Here is a 17,186-nt window from a genome sequence, read left to right on the forward strand (position 1 = left end):
GCGCTACAGCCGGTCGACGATGTCCTTGGCGTCCTTGAGTCCCATACCGGTCTCGTCGACGAGGGCTTTGATCGCTTCGAGCTTCTTGCCGTCCATCGCGAGCTGGCGCACCTTCGGGCTGACCTGCGCCTCCGACGGCGCCCCTTCGTATGCGACGGGGATCGGGATGCCGTAGCCGCGTACCGCCCGCTCCAGCAACGCAACGCGATGCTCCAGTTGCGTGATGCGATCCCGCATTTCGTCGCCGCCGTCAGATGAGGAGAACATGCCCATGGCGACAGTCTGTCCTACCGGTAGCGCCTTGGGACAGTCCAGGGACGGCCGAACTCCAGGTCGAACGATTCGGGATCGAACGGGCTGTCACCTCCCGCGGGGAAGCTGGTGAGCTCACCGAAGACGATCCGCCCGTCGACGTCGTACACATCGACACGGACGAAGTCGGTACCGGCGCCCAGCCTTTCGGACAGATCGATCATCTCCGCCAGGCAGTCGGGCGCAACGGGCTCGGGATGTGCCCACGGCGGTCCGCCGCGCAACGATAGGTGCTGCCAGTCAGGTCGGAAGAAGTCCATCGTCCGCGAGCCGAACCGCCCGCCGTCGACCTGGACGAAGGCGCAGCGGCCGTGGAAGACGAAGAACTTGTAGTCGTCCGGGATGGCGCCGTCGGCGCCTGCGAGCATCTCCTCGACGATGATCCGCGGGGTGATCCGCCCGTACACCCATTCGCGGTTCGGACCCTGACCGTAGAGCTGTGCCACCCAGCCCTTCGCGATCCGGATGATGTGTTCCCGAGCCGCGGCCTCGGGCCTGACGTGGCGGTACACCCAACTCCCCGGCTCGGTCGGCAGACGCGCCTCGACAGGAGCGCTTCCGGAGACGACGACGGCGGCGCCGCTACCGTGCGTCGGCTTGACCACGTATGCGTCGGGCAGATCGAGGTCCCGTAACGCGGCCGGGTCGTCGACGATCGCGTACACCCGCGGAAGGTACCGCTCGCCCACGATCGACGCGACGTGGTCGCGTACCGCCGCCTTGTCCGCGAAGGTGACCACGAGCGCGCGGTGGTCGCGCAGCATCTTGTAGCGCACCTTCTCCCGGAAGGTCTGCGGGTTGCGGGTGCGCCAAAGACGCATCGCACGAACAAGTCTGCTGCGTTCGCGCCACCGGACGCCCTGGCGCCCCTCGAGGGGCTGCGGCACCGGCATCACCAGCTCAGGCTACGGCTGCGCGCAGGCCCTTCGCGCGGCGGACCACGCTCGTGACCGCGTGAGGCCATTTAGATCGCGCGATCTGATATCAGATCACCCCTTCTAATTCCGATTCGCGCGATCTACGGTCGGTACATGTCAACCGCTGCGCGGCCGGAGTCCTTCACCAGAACGGCGCGCAGGGCACAGATCGTCGGCTGCGCGATCGAGGTGATCGCCGAGGTCGGATATCCGCAGGCGTCGATCCGCAAGATCGCCGATCGGGTCGGGATCGCGATGAGCGCGGTCCTCTACCACTTCGGCAGCAAGGACAACCTCGTCGACGCCATCGTCGAGCACATGTACCGCACGATGCTCGCGATCGTCGTTCCGGCGGTGGATGCGGAATCCACGGCTGCGGGCAAGCTCGACGCTTACATCCGTTCCACCATCGGGTATTTCAGGACACACCGGGTGGCGCTCGTGGCGCTGACCTCCACGGCGACGAGCTTTCAGCCCGGTGACGGGCGCCGCGTCGAGGAGCTGGGGCTCAACGACGAGCTCGCCGAGCAGTTGGCCCGGCTGGACCCACTGTCGATCCTGCAGGCGGGTCAGCGGGCCGGCGAGTTCGGCGAGTTCCCCGCCGAGTCGATGGCGATCGCGCTGCGGGGCGCCGTCAACGCCGCCGTCGAGAAGATCCTGCGCGACCCCGGGTACGACGCCCGCGGATACGGCGAAGACCTGGTCGAGATCTTCGGCCGCGCCGTCGGCGGCTCGCGGTGAGCACTGTCGCGATCGCCGCGGTCGGCAGCCGGGGCGACGTCGCGCCCCTCACCGGTGTGGGGGTGCGCCTGCGGGCCGCCGGCCACCGAGTCGTGGTGTCCGCGTACACACCGTTCGCGGAGCTGGTCACCGGCTGCGGGCTGGAATTCCGCGAACTGCCCGCCGACTTCACCCCCGGCGCCGACCACGCCGACGCCACCTCGAGGGAGACCTTCGCCGCGGTGTTCGGACGGCGCGGGGTGCGGGACACGGGCCGGCTCGTCCTCGACGCCCTCGGCGACGTGCCGGCCGACATCCTGCTGCTCCCGCCGCTGGCCGAGTTGGCGGGCCATCCCCTCGCCGAGGCGAAGGGAATTCCGGCACTGGGAGTGCGACTGCAGCCGTTGTCGGCCACCGCGGCCTACCCGCCATCCGTGCTTGGCGCCTGGTCGGCGGGAAGACGAGGCAACCGGTTCGCCGCCGATGCCGGCGCGTGGGTGGTCGACCGCCTCTACGGCGGAGTCGTCACCGGGTTCCGCCGCGACCTCGGGCTGCCCGACATCGCGGCGCGGTCACTTCGACGCCACCGCACCGACACGCGATGGCCTGTGCTGCACGGTTATTCACCCACCGTTCTGCCACGGCCCGCCGACTGGCGACCCGGCCTGGAAACGGTGGGGTACTGGTGGCCGCCGCTCGATCCGGGCTGGCAGCCACCGCAGGCGCTCACCGACTTCCTGTCCGCGGGCCCGGCCCCGGTGTTCGTCGGCCTGGGCAGCACGGTGGTGACCGCGCCTCGCGCCCGAGAACTTGCCGAGATCATCACGCGCGCGCTGCGACAGGCAGGTGTGCGCGGCGTCGTCCAGTCCGGCTGGGCGGGTCTCGCGGTGCACGGCGACGATGTCCTGACGATCGGTGAAGCGCCCCACGAATGGCTCTTCCCGCAGATGAGAGCCGTCGTCCAGCACTGCGGCGCAGGAACCACCGCGGCCGCGCTCCGAGCAGGCGTTCCCACGATCGCCGTGCCGGGCCCCGTCGGCGATCAGCCGTTCTGGGCACGGCGGCTGGCCGAACTCGGCGCCAGCGCCGCGACGATCCCGCAGCGCACACTCACCGCGGACAACCTCGCTGCGGCGATCCGGATGGCTGTGAACGACCACGAATTGCGTGGCACCACAGCGCGACTCGCTGATCGCATCGCCGGCGAGGATGGCGCGGCGCGCGTGGTCTCTGTCGTCGAATCCCTGCTCGACCCGTCCACTCACCAGGAGAACACATGGCCGCAGACCCGGAACTCGTCCGAGCGATCATCACCGCGGGAGCACTCGCCGGAGGCGGGATCATGATGGCCGGCGGCGCCATCGGGGCCGGCATCGGCGACGGCATGGCGGGTGCGCAACTCGTCGCGGGCGTCGCACGCCAACCCGAAGCGCAGTCACGGATGTTCACGCCGTTCCTGATCACCGTCGGACTCGTGGAGGCCGCGTTCTTCATCAACGTCGCGTTCATGGCGCTGTTCGTATTCGCCACTCCGGGACTGTAGGCCGCGCAGCGACCTAGTTGGTCGACGGTGGTGGTTGGGGTTGGAATGGTGGGTACCACCACCAGTCGGCGCGTTCACCGGTGGGCCCGGGACAGGGTGCAACCCCCGGTGGGGATTTCGTGGGTGGGCGAGCCAGCGACGCCGAACTCAGTTGACGCCCATCGCAATCGGTGACGACCAGCTTGTCGGCGGGTCCGGTGATGGTGATGCCGCCTCGGTGATGCATCCGGTGGTGGTACGGGCAGACCAGGACGAGGTTGTCGAGTTCGGTGGCGCCGCCGTCTTCCCAGTGCCGGATGTGGTGGGCGTGCAGGCCGCGGGTGGCGCCGCATCCGGGGACCACGCAGCAGCGGTCGCGGTGTTCGAGCGCCCGGCGCAGCCGGCGGCTGATCTGGCGGGTGTCGCGCCCGGACCCGATGACCTGTCCGTGGCGTTCGAGCCACACCTCGAAGGTGGCGTCGCACAGCAGGAATCGGCGATCGGCGTCGACGAGTATCGGACCGAGGTGCAAAGAAGCCACCTGTTCCTTGACGTCCACGTGGGCGATCACGGTGGTGCGGTGTCCGTGCGGGCGCCGCGCCACCTCGGTATCCCAACCGGCATCCACGAGACTCATGAACGCATCGACCGTTGTGGGCATCGGCGGCGCCTGACCTGCAACGGCGTCGCCGGCCGCGTCGGCGTGGTCGTGTTTCCAGTCGGCGACCATCCCGTCGAGATGTGACTGTACGGCGGCGTCGAGTCTGGCCGCCTCCAGTCGCGGCAGGAAGATCCGATAGGTAGTGCCCTTGTCGTCGGTGGTCTTGCTGAACGACGGTGCGGGTTCCGGTTTGGGGTCGGGTTGCGGTTGCGGTGACGGTGGGGGTTCGAGCTTGATCGCGGTGCGTAACTGGTTCACCGTCGCGGCGGTGATCAACTGGGCGTAGTGCGCATCAGAGCCCGGCCCGGCCTTCTCGGCGATCACCCCGACCTGATCGAGTGACACCCGACCGTCGCGCAAGAGTTGGGTGCAGCGCGGCAATTCCTCCCACCGCTGCGCGACGGCGGTAACGACTTCAGCGTTCCTCGGCGACGAGCCGGTCTTCCACGCCACCATCGCCGCCACCGACCGCGCGCCCGTCATGCCCCACAACCCGTCGCGGTCGATCTCGGCGACGATCTCCACCAGCCGCCCGTCGATCGCATTGCGCTGACCGCACAGCTCCGCGATCTCATCGAACAACACCGCCAGCCGATCCTTCGGCCTCACCGAAGAAGCGAAAGCTGTTGCGCTCGACGACATGACCCCATCATCGCAGAGGGGTCCGACACGTCAGCCCGACAAGTCTCGGACTGCGCGGGTCTGCTGCGACCTAGTCGTCGCGCGCTTTCGACGGCGGGCCGGCAGATTCATCGTCCGCGGTCTGCGGTCGCTGTGCCAGCGCGCCCGGCGCGCCGAACGGGCCGGGCCGTCGGGGCGCAGCGTGACCGTGAACGCCTTCGGCATAGGCAGTTTCAGCGTGCTGAGACAGGTCGACGCCGGACGTCTCGTCCTCGGCGCTGATGCGGAAGCCCATCAATCGGTCGATCAGCTTGGCCAGCACGTAGGAGGCCACGAACGCATACACCGCGACCACCACGACGGCCATCGCCTGCTTCCCGAGCTGAGACAGACCGCCTCCGTAGAAGAGGCCGCGCGGACCACCGGTCATCACGTCGGTCGCGAGCAGACCGATCAGCAGCACACCGACCACACCGCCGACGAAGTGCACGCCCACGACGTCGAGTGAGTCGTCGTAGCCGAGGCGGAACTTGAGGCCGATCGCGAACGAGCACACGATGCCGGCGACCAAGCCGACCACGGCAGCACCGACGGTGTTCACCGTGCCGCAGGACGGAGTGATCGCGACCAGACCGGCGACCACCCCGGAGGCCGCTCCGAACGTGGTGGGCCTGCCGTCGCGGACCTGTTCCACCGTCAGCCAGCCCAGCATGCCCAGGCAGCCGGCGACCAGGGTGTTCAAGAAGACCGCGGCGGCCGTCCCGTTCGCGGCCAGCGCCGAGCCTGCATTGAATCCGAACCACCCGAACCACAGCAGTCCGACGCCGAGCAGCACGAACGGCAGGTTGTGCGGGCGCATCGCGTCCTTCTTGAAGCCGATCCGCGGCCCCAGCACCAGCGCCAGCGCCAGCGCGGACGCTCCCGAGACGATCTCCACGACGAGCCCGCCCGCGTAGTCGAGCACGCCGAGCTGGAACAGCCAGCCGTTCGGCGACCACACCCAGTGCGCCACAACGGCGTACACCACCACCGCCCATACCGGCACGAACACCGCCCAGGCGGCGAATTTCGCCCGATCGGCGATCGCGCCGCTGACCAGGGCCGCGGTGATGACCGCGAAGCTCAGCTGGAAGGTGACGAACAACAGCTCGGGGACCTGGCCGTGCAGGGTGTCCGGCCCGATGCCGCTCAGCCCGATGTGCGACAGGCCGCCGATCAGACCACCGGGGCCGTCACCGGTGAACGCCAGCGTGTAGCCGAACAGCAGCCACGACACCGTGACCAGCGGGATGGCGATGAAGCTCATCATGATCATGTTGAGCACACCGGTGGCGCGGACCATGCCGCCGTAGAAGATCGCCAGTCCCGGCGTCATCAGCAGTACGAGGGCGGTGCTGGCCAACAACCAGGCGGTTGCGGCGGGGTCGATCTGGTCCACTGTCCGGCTCCTTCGACGGTTCCGGACGAGAATGTCCGCCGCGCGTTTCATACAGGCGACGGCGATGTTTCCGGCGTGTTTCGGCAGGCGCGAAATCGTGCGCCCGCAGCGCGGCGGACGTGCTTCGCCTCAGCGGGTGAGACGCACCACCGCACTCCACGGCCTGTTGCCGGGCGGACGGTGAGGGTCGGGCTGGGGCAGGCGGGCCACCAGCCGAAGGAACCACGGCAGCCGGCGAAGCCGGTGCGCGACGACGAACACCGACTCGACCGCGCCCACCCGCCAACCGCGGGCCTCGAAGTAACCGATCCCCTCGGGCGGGGCGAACTTGAACGGCGCGTTGCGCAGCAGACCGCGGCTGTTCTCGTTCATCGCCTTCTTCAGCCCTGGGCCCGCGAGGTCGAGCATCCACCACGCGACCTCGGGGCGGGTCAAGGCCCGGGACAGGTCGTCCACGTCGGCCGGTTCGAGGTACATGAGCAGGCCCTCGGTGAGCACCAGTGCCTTCGTCGCGCCCGCCAGCGCCTCGATCAGGAACCGGTCCCGGGCTTCGGGGTCGGCGAGGTCCACGGGGTACCGCGTCAGATGGCACCTCGGCGTCTCACCGGCGAGCAGTTGCTCCTTCTCGGCGACCAGGCCCGGCAGATCGGCCTCGATCCACCGGAACTCGGCGGGCAGATCCAACCGGTAGGGCCGGGTGTCCAGCCCGGCGGCGAGATTGAGCACGCGGTCGCAACCGGCTCCAATCGCGTCGAAGATCAGGTCGTCGATGGTCTTGGTGCGCGCGACCATCCACCAACCCGAACGCATCATCCAGGGCACCGACGCGACGATCTGGCGTCCCCGCTCACCGGCGAGCCGATCGGCATGGGGGTCGTCGAACACCGCATCGGGGCGCGCCGACTCGACGGCGCGATACACGGCCACCCAGCGTGCGGTGTCGGAGACGTTCGAGACCGGTGTCGCCGATGCCCCGCCGAATTCGTCAGTGCCCACGTCGTCCGCCTCCCGGAGGTGTCGCCCTCCTCGTCCAGGAGCGTAATGGCGGCCGTACGATTCGCGCACCGCCGTTCGTACCTGCTCGAACCGGACACGAAAGAGGCAACCCGAGGCGTGAAGAACTCGTCCTATCCGCTCATCGCGTCGGGCGCCGCGCTCATCGCCTGCTGTTACGGGCTCGCACGCTTCGGATACGGATTGTTCACGCCGGTGCTCACCGACGAATTCGGTCTGACGTCGACCACGGTCGGCGTGATCGCGGCGGGAAGCTACGTCGGTTACTGCGCGGCGATCGCCGCGAGCGCCGCTGTCACCAACCGTGTCGGTCCGCGGCTGGTAGCGGTCGCCGCCGGTGTCGTCGCCACAGCCGGGATGTCGATGGTGGCGCTCGCGCCGTCGGCATGGGTCCTGGCCGCCGGCGTCCTCATCGCCGGGACCAGCACGGGTATCGCATCGCCCCCGCTGGCGGCCGCGGTGTCGCAACGCATCCACGGCGACGCCGGTGACCGCGCGCAAACCATCGTCAACGCCGGAACCGGTGTCGGCGTCGTCGTCTCCGGCCCCATCGCCTTCGCCTTGTTCGACCACTGGCGATTCGCGTGGGGCGTCTACGCCGTCATCGCCGCGGTCGTGACGCTGTGGGTGGCCGTCACCGTCCGTGGCACTCCGGACTCGGACACCGGCCCGGCCGTTCGCCGATGGCGCACCGGCAGCTGGGGTCTGGTGGCGGCGTCGTTGCTCACCGGCCTCGGCAGCATCGCGGTGTGGAGTTTCGGTCGCGACCTGATCAGCACGACCGGTTCGGCGAGCGTCGCCGTCGCGTCGATCGCGTGGACGGTCCTGGGCGCCGCAGGCATCGTCGGAGCGCTCGGCGGCGATGCCGCTCAGCGCATCGGCCTCCGGCGCGCGTGGGTGGTGACCACGCTGGCGATGTCGGTGGCGACGGTCGTCCTCGCGCTCGCACCGTCGAGCATCGCCGCCGTCATGGTCGCCGTCGCGGTCTTCGGGGCGGCCTACATCGGCCTCACCGGGCTCGTCCTGGTCTGGAGCACCCGCGTCTATCCAGATTCGACGTCCTTCGGCGTCGGCCTGGCGTTCTTCATGATCGCGTTCGGCCAGGCGCTCGGCGCTCCCGCCGCGGGAGCGCTGATCGAGGCATTCGGAGCCGCGAACACATTCGTCCTGATGGCCGTGCTGGGATCCGCCGCGGCGCTCGTCCGTCCCGCGACGGCTCCGGCGACGCACGATGCGCCAACTCGACGATCGTGATCCCTCCGGTCAGCGGACAGCGGTTCCATCGCGGGGCCTTTCGCGCGAAGATCGAGAACCATGACCGACATCAGCCGCCTACACCGTGAGCTCATCGCCCGCGTGCTCGGCAGCGACGCGACGGCGCCGCTCGAACTCCGCCGGGCTGCGTTCGACAACACGGGCCTGGAGGAACCGATGCGCTCGTTGGTCGACAAAGTGGCCGTGCACTCCGACGCGGTGACCGACGAGGACGTCTCCGCTGTCTGTGCCGCCGGACTGAGCGAGGACCAGGTCTTCGAGATCGTGGTGTGCGCGGCGATCGGCCAGGCGGACCGCCACTACAGCTGTGCTCTTGCCGCGCTCGCCGAGGCGACCGGTGAAGGAAGGGGCGGGCGATGAGACTCGAGATCCTCGATCGCGGACACCCATTCGGCACGAAGGCGCTGCTGGCGATGATCCGGCTGGTGTCGCGTCATCCGGTGGTCGACGCCGTCAAGCTGGCGCTGTACCGAAAGGATTTCTACGGAGCCGGGGATCTCACGCACGAGGCGATGCGGGGCACCTCGTCGTGGTCGATCGGGGATCGTGAGCTGATGGCCGCGGTCGTCGCCCAGGCCAATGCCTCCCCGTTCTGCGTCGCGGCGCACTCCACCACGTCGGGCATCTGGTTCGGCGATCCGGCGAGGGTCAGCGCCGTCCTGGCCGATCTGGACACGGCGCCGATAGAGGAGCCGCTGCGGGCGACGCTTCGCATGCTCGACAAGCTCGCTCGCGAGCACACCGTTGACGCGGACGACGTCCGAAAAGTGTTGGCGGCCGGGGTATCCGCGGAGCAGATCGAGGATGCGCTGGCGGTGTGTCTGGCGTTCGACATCACCGCCCGGCTGGCCAACGCGTTCGACTTCGCGATCGCACCGCCCGACGCCATGACGGCCGGTGCACGACATCTGCTCAAGCGCGGATACCGCTGAGCGCCTCGTCGAGAGTTCGGTGAACGCGGACGACGGCGTCCACTCCGGTGAGCGTCAGCGGCCGGCGGGTGGCGGGACCGTCGGCGACCACCGCGAAAGGTGTCGACGGTGGCATACCGCGATGGGTGACCAGGAGCAGATTCATTCCCGCCACCGCCAGGAAGTGCACTTCGGACAGGTCCACGATCAGGGCGTCGGGCGATTCGCGCAACGCGACGTCGATCGCCTCGCTCAGCGCCGGCGCGGTGAGCAAGTCCAGGTCTCCCGAAACGGTGATCACCGCGATGTGTTCGATCCACTCGCTGGTGAGGCCGAATCCGGCGCGTACAGCGTGCTGGCGGATCATGATTCCCCTTTCGACACGCTGATGGGTGTGCTCGTGCAGGTGCCGGGCACGCGAGATGCGAAGCGGCAGAGGCCGACCCCGGTCGCACCGGAGCCGGCCTCTTCGCCGGACTCAGTGCCTAGCGGTGGCTGACGGACTTGCGTCCGCCGACGCGCAGCCAGATCACCAGAACGATGACGGCGCCGATGACGGAGCCGATGAGGCCGGCCGGCTGCAGGAATCCGTCTGAACCGTCCTTGTGGAACAGCAGATACCCGAGGAATCCGCCGACGAACGAGCCGACGACGCCGAGCAGGATGGTCATCGGGATCGACAGGTTCTGCTTGCCCGGCACGAGCAGGCGCGCGAGGGCGCCCGCGATGAGTCCGATGACGACGACGGTGATGATGAGTCCGATCATGGCTGTCAGCCTTTCTGTTTCAGCGCGGTGCGCTGGGATCGGGCGGTCGGGCGGCTGCCTGACACTGCACTCAGTCGAACACCCCTAGGGGTGATGCAGATACACCCCTAGGTAGGTAATCTCAGGCTCATGGCATCGCCGTCGAAGTCACCGATCACCGTCGCGCTGGTCGACGACTACGACGTGGTGCTGATGGGGGTGGCCAACATGTTCGACCGGTACCGCGACCGAGTCGTCGTCGCCGAGATCGACGCGAACATGGGCCTGGAGGACGCCGTCGACATCGTGCTCTACGACTCCTTCGCCCAGCCCGAGTCCGACCACGAGGAGATCGGCCACCTGGTGGCGAATCCGCGTGCGCGCCGGGTCGTGGTCTACACCTGGAACTTTCACCCCGCCCTCATCGCGAGCGCCCGGGAACACGGCGCACACGGCTATCTCTCCAAGACCCTGCCCGCACGGGAACTCGTGGCCGCCCTCGAGGCGGTGCACGCCGGTGAGACGATCATCAGCGATCCCCCACCGCGGGTCCGGAGCGCGCCCGGGCTCGACTGGCCGGGCCGCGGCGAGGGGCTCAGCGACCGGGAGGCCGAGATCCTCGCGCTCATCACCCAGGGCAAGAGCAACGCCGACGTCGCGGCGCTGACCTATCTCAGCCCGAACACCATCAAGTCCTACATCCGCACGATCTACCGCAAGCTCGGCGTGGCCAGCCGCACCCAGGCGGTGCTGTGGGGGGTCAAACACGGCTTCACCCCGGACCACAACCGCATCGAACACTGGAAGGGCGGCCCCTGAAACGCGGGCCGGCTCCCCGCCGGCCTAGCGGCCCGCGTTGCTGGCCAGGTCGATCGCGAACTGGTTGACGAAGGTCCCGGCGCTCGGTGCGCCGCGGCACGAGCCGTCGGACTCACCGGGCCGTTTGACCCACAGGAAGGCATCGACCTGTGGATTGCCGGTCGCCGTGGTGGGCGGGACGCCCAACGCGCGGCCGCTGGGGTTGCACCAGTACAGATCGTCACCCTCCACCGGCCCGGCGCCGTTGCGTGAGGTGTCGATGACGAAGGGCTTGCCGCCCGTCATCCCCGAGATCGCTCCGCCGTACCCGAGGTTCTCCTCGGTGGTGAAGAAATTTGCGGTGTTGAGGCTGAAGCCCCGCGCCTTGGCCACCCCGACGTCGTTCAGCCGGGCGGCCATGACGTCGGCCGCCACCCAGCGCGGGTGACCGGCGTCCACGTACACCGCCGTGGCGGGGTTGCGGGTCAGCGTGTCGACGGCGTAGCGGATCAGGTCGTAGCGCTCCTGCTGCTGGTCGGGCGACAGGCAGTCGGCCATGGCGAGCGCGTCGGGTTCGAGGATCACCGCGGCCGGTCCGGATCCCACGGCGGCGGCGACGCCGTCGATCCAACCACGGTAGGAATCGGCGGATCCGAACCCGCCCGCGGCGAAGCTCCCGCAGTCGCGGTTCGGGATGCCGTAGAGCGCCAGAACCGGCACGGTGCCCGCGGCCTGCGCGGTGGCGATGTACTTGGCGTCCACCGAAGGGGTCGACAGATGATCCATCCAGTACGCCGTCGGCGTGTCGGCGATGGCGTTGAGCTGGGGGTTGGGCGGATCGACGCCGTCGGCGGCGCGTCTGGCCTTCGACGCCGGGTTGACGTAGAAGGCCTTCCCGCCCAGCGGGTTCGCATCACTGACCAGGCGCACCGCCAGCGCGGGCCCCACCGGTGCCGGGTCGGCGACCAGAGCCATCCCGGCGACGGCCGCCACTGCCAGGAAGGGGGTGAACCACCGCGCGAGCGCGCCAACAGCTGAGGACATCACTCCTGGGAAATTAGTGGTTCGAAACACTCAGCGCCAATCTCCCGTGCGCGGGCAGGCGGACGGCCTCGACGGGCCGTCGATAATGGTTCAGGTGACCGTTGCGCTGCTGATCGTGATCGCGCTCGAGACCGCCGGCCTGATCGCGCTCGGAATCGTGCTGATCGTGTCGCGGCGCAGCCTGTCAACGACGCGTCGGGCTCTTCGAGACCGGCAGCGGGAGGACGAGGCGCCCCGCCGCAGGAGCAAACCGGTGGGCGTCGGCCCCCTGGCGGTCAGGGCGGTGACGAACACGGTGCAGACCGCCGACGCGCTCCTCCGCAGAGGCATCGGGGGCCAGGTGCGCAGCTCGATCGAGGACCTCGCCGGCTGGGCGCGCGTCGAGCGACCCGAACTCGCGAAGATCACCGCCTCGGGGACGGTCGTCCTGGTGTTCTCCGACATCGAGGGCTCCACCCGGCGCAACGAGTCGATGGGCGACCGCGCGTGGGTGCAACTGCTCGAACGGCACAACAGGCTGATCGGAGGACTGGTCACCGACCACGGCGGCTACGTCGTCAAGAACCAGGGCGACGGGTTCATGATCGCCTTCGCCGAACCGGTCGACGCGGTGCGGTGCTGCATCGCCGTCCAGAAGGCCCTGACGCAGGACGGCCGGCGATGGGACGGCATCCGGGTGCGGATGGGCGCGCACGTCGGCACATCGGTGCGGCGCGGCGAGGACCTCTTCGGCCTCGACGTCGCCGTGGCGGCGCGCGTCGCCGATCTCGCCGACGGCGGCCAGATCCTGGTGACCGCCGCGCTGCAGGAGTCGGTCGGCGGAGCCGAGGGCTTCGAGTTCGGCGCGCCGCAGGAGGTGGAGTTCAAGGGAATCCGCGGCATGCAGACGGTCTATGCGGTGCGTCCCGCGGAGCAGGAACCGCGGCTCCTGCAGCGGTGAGCCGACCTCAGTGGCCCTTCGGGAAGTGGGGACGCAGCGCAGAGACGAGGACACGGTCGAGCGCGCGGTCGGGCAGGAACCGCACCATGCGGGTGATCAGCGCGGCGTCACGGCCGACGGTGTAGCGGGTGCGCGGCCTGCGCGCGGTCACTGCCTTCGCGATCACGCCGGCCGCCACACTCGCGGGCAGGCCGGACTCGGTCGACGAGGAGGCCTGTGCGTTGACGGCGTGCACCAGCCCGCCGTAGCGCCCGCGCTGCTCGGGCGTCATCGCCGACACCAGCTCGGCCGCGGTCTCGATCGCCCGGCCGAGCATCTCCGTGCGCACGGCGCCCGGTTCGACCACCACCACCCGGACGCCGGACGGGGCGAGTTCGCGCCGTAGGGAGTCACTGACCGCTTCGAGCGCGAACTTCGTTCCGGCGTACGGACCGTAGGTGGGCATCGCGACCCTGCCACCCACCGAGCTGATGTTGACCACGCGTCCCTTGCTGCGCAGGAGGGCGGGCAGCAGCGCCTGGGTCACCGCGACCTGACCGAAGAGGTTGACCTCGAACATGCGCCGCCACTCGTCGAGGGGGAACGCCTCGATCGGCACGTTGGCCTGGACCGCGGCGTTGTTCACCAGCGCCCGTAGCGTCCGGCGCTGCGGGTCGTCGCGCACCCGGGCCACCAGAGCCTGGATGTGCTCCGGGTCGGTGACGTCGATGATCACCGGCTCGACGCCCGGCGCCCGGATCGCGTCGGCGTCCCGCTCGCGCCGCACTCCGGCGAGGACGTGGAACCCTCGCCGTCCCATCTCGCGTGCCGTGGCCGCGCCGATGCCGGTGGACGCACCGGTGACGACGACGAGCTCGCCAACTTCAGATGACATTGTCATCTCAAGAACGTACCCGTCCAGATGACAATGTCAACATAAGCTGGGCGCACCATGAAGCGCGCCGAATCAGCCGCCGCCACGCGCCGCGCCCTCCTCGACGATGCCGCCGCACTGCTCGACGCCGGAGGCCCCGCCGCCGTGACACTGCGCGAGGTGGGCGCCCGCGCCGGCCTCAGCCGCGGTGCGCCCTACCGGCACTTCGCCGACAAGGAGAGCCTGCTGACCGCGGTCGCCGTCGAGGGCTGGGAGCACATCGGCGCCCACATGCACGCGCTGCGGAACGACCGGGGCCTCTCACCCGCCGACAGGCTGCGCGCCGCGCTCGTCGGCGTGATCACGCTCAGTCGTGAACATCCGCACCTGTATCGACTGATGTTCCGCCCGCCGGCCGGCGACCCCGCCGCGACGGCCCGCGCCGCGCAACGCATGTGCGAGGAGTTCCTCGCGATCGTCGCCGCGGTCGTCGGCGACGAGAATCCTCACCGGTACGCGGCCATCTTCCTCACCGGCGCACACGGCGCCGCCGGCCTCGACGGGAGTGGCCTCCTCAGCACGGACATGTGGCACACCTCCGCCGAGGAACTCGTCGACGCCCTCCTGGACATGGCGGCACAGGCCGGTCGTCCGGGCTGACCGGCCGGCGGTTGGTCACCTGACGAAATCCCGCAACGCTTCTGCCATCGCCTCGGGCTGGTCTTCGGGGATGAGTGTCCAGGAGTCGTCGACGATCACCTTGGTCGCGTCGGGGTACAGCTCGACCAGCCGGTCCGCATGCTCGAGCGGCATCATCAGGTCCTCGCGGGCCCAGACCACGAGCACCGGCCGCGTGAATGCCCGCATCTGCTCCGACATCTCGAGCAGACGCCGGCGCGAAGGAGCGCCCGTCGCGAACTTGACGAGGTCGCGCCTGATCGCGGCGTTCTGCACGACGGGGCGGAACCACTCGTCGTACAGCGCGTCGGGCAGTCCCTTCTTGCTCAGGGCGCCGTAGGCACGCCGGCTGTGCCGGAAGAAGCTGGTGCCGAACATCCTGCTGAGGACCCATCCGCCGCCGGGGAACCGGCACAGCATCGCGGCCGGGCGCGCCGGCTTTGGCGGGTAGTTGTCGAACGCCGTGCACGAGGCCAGCACGAGCCTGCCCACGCGCTTGTCCCGGCCTTCCGAAATGATGAATTGTCCTCCGCCCCAGTCATTGAGGACCAGGGTCACGTCGTCGAGGTCGAGGGCGTCGAGGAAGTCGGCGAGGATGCGGGCCATCCCGTCCTCGGTCAGCACCGCGTCGTCGTTCATCGGCGTCGTATGGGCGCCCATGGGAAGCGTGGGCGTGATGCAGCGGTAACCGGGAAGCAGTGGCAGCACCTTGCGCCACTGCCGGCCGTCCATGAGCAGGCCGTGGCAGAAGACCAGGACGGGACCCTGCCCACCGGTGTCTTCGTACGCGATGGGTCCGGCCGGTACGTCGACTGTGGGCATCCAGGGCCTCCTAGATAGATCGTTCTACTCAGGCCGACGATATGCTGTGCTCGGACGCTTGCGCAAGGAGGAGTTGTGATGGCCGATCTCGGCACCCGCGACCGGATACTGGAGGCGACGGCGGAGCTGTACCGGCGCCAGGGCATGTCGGCGACCGGCCTCAAGCAGATCTCCGGCGCGGCACGGGCGCCGTTCGGCTCGATCTACCACCACTTCCCCGGCGGCAAGGAATCGATCAGCGCCGAAGTCATTCGCAGCGAAGGGGTTCGGTACGGCGAATTCGTCGGCGCGCAGTTGGCGCAGACCGAACCGGCGACCGGCATCCCGCAGTTGTTCATCAACGCCGGACGACTCCTGCAGGCCCAGGACTACAGCGAGGCCTGCTCGATCGAGACCATCGCCCTGGAGGTGGCGAGCACCAACGAGCGGCTACGCCTGGAGGCCGCCGAGGTGTTCGAGAGCTGGCTGGCCGGGCTCGCGGACTGGTTCGGCCAACTCGACATCACCGGCGAACAGAGCAGGCGGTTCGCGCTCGTGACACTGACGGCCCTCGAAGGAGCATTCGTGCTGTGCCGCACCCTGCGCTCGATCGAACCGATGATCGCCGCGGGCGACGGGGTGCAGGCCGCCGTGAGTGCGGCACTCACGGAGGTGAGCGCGTAGGGATCGCCTGCACCGTCAGGTGGGCTTCGCTCCTGAGAGCTGGCGGATCACCCGGATCTCCTCCTCGTCATGGGGCCGCCCGTCGGGATAGAGCAGGTCGCTGAACCACCGCTCCGGGGGCTCGGCGTAGGGCTTCTTCCAGGAATCCCACGGCAAGTACGTCTGCGTCCGCCCGGCGATGAAACCCCAGTTGTAGGCGGCGACGTTGCGCCGCTTCGCGACCGGCAGCACACCTTCGACGGTACTGCCCAGGCCCCTCGCGAGGTATTCGGTGCACAGGATCGGCCGTCCGAGCGGCGCGAGTTCGTCGATGCGGGCCTCGAACTCGGCGGGATCGCCGTAGCTGTGGAAGCTGATGACGTCGGAGTGCTCGAGCTGGATGCTGCAGATCTTGCTGCGGCTGCCGGGATCCCTCCAGTGCCCCTGCCAGACGCCGCTGGTCAGCGGCTGCACCGGGTTGACGGCGCGGGTCCACTGGAACACGTGCGGGAGGAACGCGGCCACCAGTTCCTGCTTGTCCTGGTGTTCGACCTTGCGGTAGTCGCGGGCCGGATTGTCCGGCTCGTTCCACACGTCCCAGCCCAGCACGCGGGGATCGTTGGCGAACATGCCGACCACGCCGGTGACGTAGCTCTGCAGCACGCGGGTGTAGGCGGGGTCCCGCAGACGATGCGCCCCAGGACCCTGCACCCAGCCGGAGTTGTGCACGCCGGTGAGCGGCGGCCGCTGCTTACCCGGCTTGGGCAGCGGATCCCAGCACGAGTCGAACAGCACGAAGAGCGGCTTGATGCCGTTACTCGCCGCGATCCCGACGAACTGCGTCAGCCGGCGCTTGAACCCCTCCCGGTCGGTGGCCCACAGCTGATCGTGCAGGAACACCCGGACGGTGTTGAATCCGATGCGCTGCGCCAGCCGGAGTTCGGCGTTGATGCGGGTCGGATCGTAGGTGCCGGCCTGGAACATCTCGATCTGGTTCACGGCGGTCGAGGTGACGTAGTTGGCGCCGAGTAGCCAGCCCTGGGCTGCGTACCAGGCGTTGGCGCGATCAGCCGACCATCGAGGAGCCTCAGCAGAAGCGAGAGGCACTCTGGTCAGCGTCGCAGCTGCTGCGAGGTACAGCGGGAGCTTGAGAGCAGTTCGCCGTTGCACGTCGTGACTCTAGTGTTCGGCTCGGCGCCGACGGCCGCCAGAATGCGTCCTGCAACACAACGGATTTCGAATCGTTATCCATCTCCGTCCGGAGGCGGTCCG

21 protein-coding genes are annotated in these 17,186 nt (G+C 69.1%); 10 read left to right on the top strand and 11 right to left on the bottom strand.

Features of this window, described 5'->3' with window-relative positions:
• Nucleotides 1-3: 3 nt before the first annotated feature.
• Both O6P37_RS14770 and O6P37_RS14775 read right to left on the bottom strand, forming a co-directional pair.
• Nucleotides 4-273: a 50S ribosomal protein L12 gene (locus tag O6P37_RS14770; protein ID WP_269894795.1), complete on the bottom strand. Its 270-nt coding sequence runs from the start codon at nt 271-273 to the stop codon at nt 4-6.
• 14 nt (nt 274-287) lie between these two features.
• Complete coding sequence (locus tag O6P37_RS14775) at nt 288-1,133, bottom strand: ATP-grasp fold amidoligase family protein (protein ID WP_269894796.1); 846 nt, start codon at nt 1,131-1,133, stop codon at nt 288-290.
• A gap of 210 nt (nt 1,134-1,343) precedes the next feature.
• Here O6P37_RS14775 and O6P37_RS14780 point away from each other — a divergent pair, with 210 nt between their 5' ends.
• From O6P37_RS14780 to O6P37_RS14790, 3 genes are read left to right on the top strand one after another with little or no spacing between them, the layout of a single operon-like run.
• Nucleotides 1,344-1,970, top strand: a complete 627-nt coding sequence (locus O6P37_RS14780) for a TetR/AcrR family transcriptional regulator (protein ID WP_269894797.1) — start codon at nt 1,344-1,346, stop codon at nt 1,968-1,970.
• Nucleotides 1,967-3,295 carry a glycosyltransferase gene (locus O6P37_RS14785; protein WP_269894798.1) on the top strand — a complete coding sequence of 443 codons (1,329 nt, stop codon included), beginning with the start codon at nt 1,967-1,969 and terminating at the stop codon, nt 3,293-3,295. Before O6P37_RS14780 ends, O6P37_RS14785 begins: the two co-directional genes overlap by 4 nt.
• Entirely contained in the window at nt 3,226-3,492 is a 267-nt protein-coding gene (locus O6P37_RS14790) for a F0F1 ATP synthase subunit C (protein WP_264012553.1), read from the top strand. Before O6P37_RS14785 ends, O6P37_RS14790 begins: the two co-directional genes overlap by 70 nt.
• 13 nt (nt 3,493-3,505) lie before the next feature.
• Here the strand turns inward: O6P37_RS14790 and O6P37_RS14795 are convergent, their stop codons facing one another.
• From O6P37_RS14795 to O6P37_RS14805, 3 genes are all read right to left on the bottom strand, one after another.
• A complete protein-coding gene (locus tag O6P37_RS14795; RefSeq protein WP_269894799.1) occupies nt 3,506-4,774 on the bottom strand; it encodes an HNH endonuclease signature motif containing protein in 1,269 nt (422 codons plus the stop codon).
• Nucleotides 4,775-4,844: 70 nt separating this feature from the next.
• Complete coding sequence (locus O6P37_RS14800) at nt 4,845-6,191, bottom strand: ammonium transporter (protein ID WP_269894800.1); 1,347 nt, start codon at nt 6,189-6,191, stop codon at nt 4,845-4,847.
• Between the two features lie 129 nt (nt 6,192-6,320).
• The gene (locus tag O6P37_RS14805; protein WP_269894801.1) at nt 6,321-7,187 is read right to left on the bottom strand and encodes a class I SAM-dependent methyltransferase; all 867 of its coding nucleotides are present in this window, start codon (nt 7,185-7,187) and stop codon (nt 6,321-6,323) included.
• A 45-nt stretch (nt 7,188-7,232) separates the two neighbouring features.
• Here O6P37_RS14805 and O6P37_RS14810 point away from each other — a divergent pair, with 45 nt between their 5' ends.
• The 3 genes from O6P37_RS14810 to O6P37_RS14820 are packed head-to-tail and all read left to right on the top strand — an operon-like array spanning nt 7,233 to nt 9,412.
• Complete coding sequence (locus O6P37_RS14810) at nt 7,233-8,459, top strand: MFS transporter (RefSeq protein ID WP_269894802.1); 1,227 nt, start codon at nt 7,233-7,235, stop codon at nt 8,457-8,459.
• A 60-nt stretch (nt 8,460-8,519) separates the two neighbouring features.
• A complete protein-coding gene (locus O6P37_RS14815; protein ID WP_269894803.1) occupies nt 8,520-8,840 on the top strand; it encodes a hypothetical protein in 321 nt (106 codons plus the stop codon).
• Nucleotides 8,837-9,412 carry a carboxymuconolactone decarboxylase family protein gene (locus O6P37_RS14820; protein WP_269894804.1) on the top strand — a complete coding sequence of 192 codons (576 nt, stop codon included), beginning with the start codon at nt 8,837-8,839 and terminating at the stop codon, nt 9,410-9,412. The genes O6P37_RS14815 and O6P37_RS14820 overlap by 4 nt, the downstream gene beginning before the upstream one ends.
• Here the strand turns inward: O6P37_RS14820 and O6P37_RS14825 are convergent.
• A complete protein-coding gene (locus tag O6P37_RS14825) occupies nt 9,393-9,758 on the bottom strand; it encodes an STAS domain-containing protein (RefSeq protein WP_269894805.1) in 366 nt (121 codons plus the stop codon). The genes O6P37_RS14820 and O6P37_RS14825 overlap by 20 nt on opposite strands.
• 118 nt (nt 9,759-9,876) lie before the next feature.
• On the bottom strand, nt 9,877-10,158 hold the full coding sequence (locus O6P37_RS14830) for a GlsB/YeaQ/YmgE family stress response membrane protein (protein WP_264012560.1): 282 nt from the start codon (nt 10,156-10,158) through the stop codon (nt 9,877-9,879).
• Nucleotides 10,159-10,287: 129 nt separating this feature from the next.
• Here O6P37_RS14830 and O6P37_RS14835 point away from each other — a divergent pair, with 129 nt between their 5' ends.
• On the top strand, nt 10,288-10,956 hold the full coding sequence (locus O6P37_RS14835; protein WP_269894806.1) for a response regulator transcription factor: 669 nt from the start codon (nt 10,288-10,290) through the stop codon (nt 10,954-10,956).
• Between the two features lie 24 nt (nt 10,957-10,980).
• Here the strand turns inward: O6P37_RS14835 and O6P37_RS14840 are convergent, their stop codons facing one another.
• Entirely contained in the window at nt 10,981-11,979 is a 999-nt protein-coding gene (locus O6P37_RS14840; RefSeq protein ID WP_269894807.1) for a glycoside hydrolase family 6 protein, read from the bottom strand.
• An 85-nt stretch (nt 11,980-12,064) separates the two neighbouring features.
• Between O6P37_RS14840 and O6P37_RS14845 the strand changes: the two genes are divergently transcribed.
• Nucleotides 12,065-12,919 (top strand): adenylate/guanylate cyclase domain-containing protein, encoded by an 855-nt coding sequence (locus tag O6P37_RS14845; protein WP_269894986.1) that lies wholly within the window; start codon nt 12,065-12,067, stop codon nt 12,917-12,919.
• A gap of 7 nt (nt 12,920-12,926) precedes the next feature.
• Here the strand turns inward: O6P37_RS14845 and O6P37_RS14850 are convergent, their stop codons facing one another.
• The gene (locus O6P37_RS14850) at nt 12,927-13,799 is read right to left on the bottom strand and encodes an SDR family oxidoreductase (RefSeq protein ID WP_269894808.1); all 873 of its coding nucleotides are present in this window, start codon (nt 13,797-13,799) and stop codon (nt 12,927-12,929) included.
• 51 nt (nt 13,800-13,850) lie between these two features.
• Here O6P37_RS14850 and O6P37_RS14855 point away from each other — a divergent pair, with 51 nt between their 5' ends.
• Nucleotides 13,851-14,432 (top strand): TetR/AcrR family transcriptional regulator, encoded by a 582-nt coding sequence (locus tag O6P37_RS14855; protein WP_269894809.1) that lies wholly within the window; start codon nt 13,851-13,853, stop codon nt 14,430-14,432.
• 15 nt (nt 14,433-14,447) lie between these two features.
• Here O6P37_RS14855 and O6P37_RS14860 read toward each other — a convergent pair whose 3' ends face one another.
• The gene (locus tag O6P37_RS14860; RefSeq protein WP_269894810.1) at nt 14,448-15,272 is read right to left on the bottom strand and encodes an alpha/beta fold hydrolase; all 825 of its coding nucleotides are present in this window, start codon (nt 15,270-15,272) and stop codon (nt 14,448-14,450) included.
• 78 nt (nt 15,273-15,350) lie between these two features.
• On the opposite strand from O6P37_RS14860, the gene O6P37_RS14865 reads away from it, so the two are divergent.
• Complete coding sequence (locus O6P37_RS14865) at nt 15,351-15,935, top strand: TetR/AcrR family transcriptional regulator (RefSeq protein WP_269894811.1); 585 nt, start codon at nt 15,351-15,353, stop codon at nt 15,933-15,935.
• Nucleotides 15,936-15,950: 15 nt separating this feature from the next.
• Here O6P37_RS14865 and O6P37_RS14870 read toward each other — a convergent pair whose 3' ends face one another.
• A complete protein-coding gene (locus O6P37_RS14870; protein ID WP_269894812.1) occupies nt 15,951-17,084 on the bottom strand; it encodes a cellulase family glycosylhydrolase in 1,134 nt (377 codons plus the stop codon).
• Nucleotides 17,085-17,186: the final 102 nt, after the last annotated feature.

It is taken from the genome of Mycobacterium hippophais (assembly GCF_027529605.1).
Lineage (GTDB): Bacteria > Actinomycetota > Actinomycetes > Mycobacteriales > Mycobacteriaceae > Mycobacterium > Mycobacterium arseniciresistens.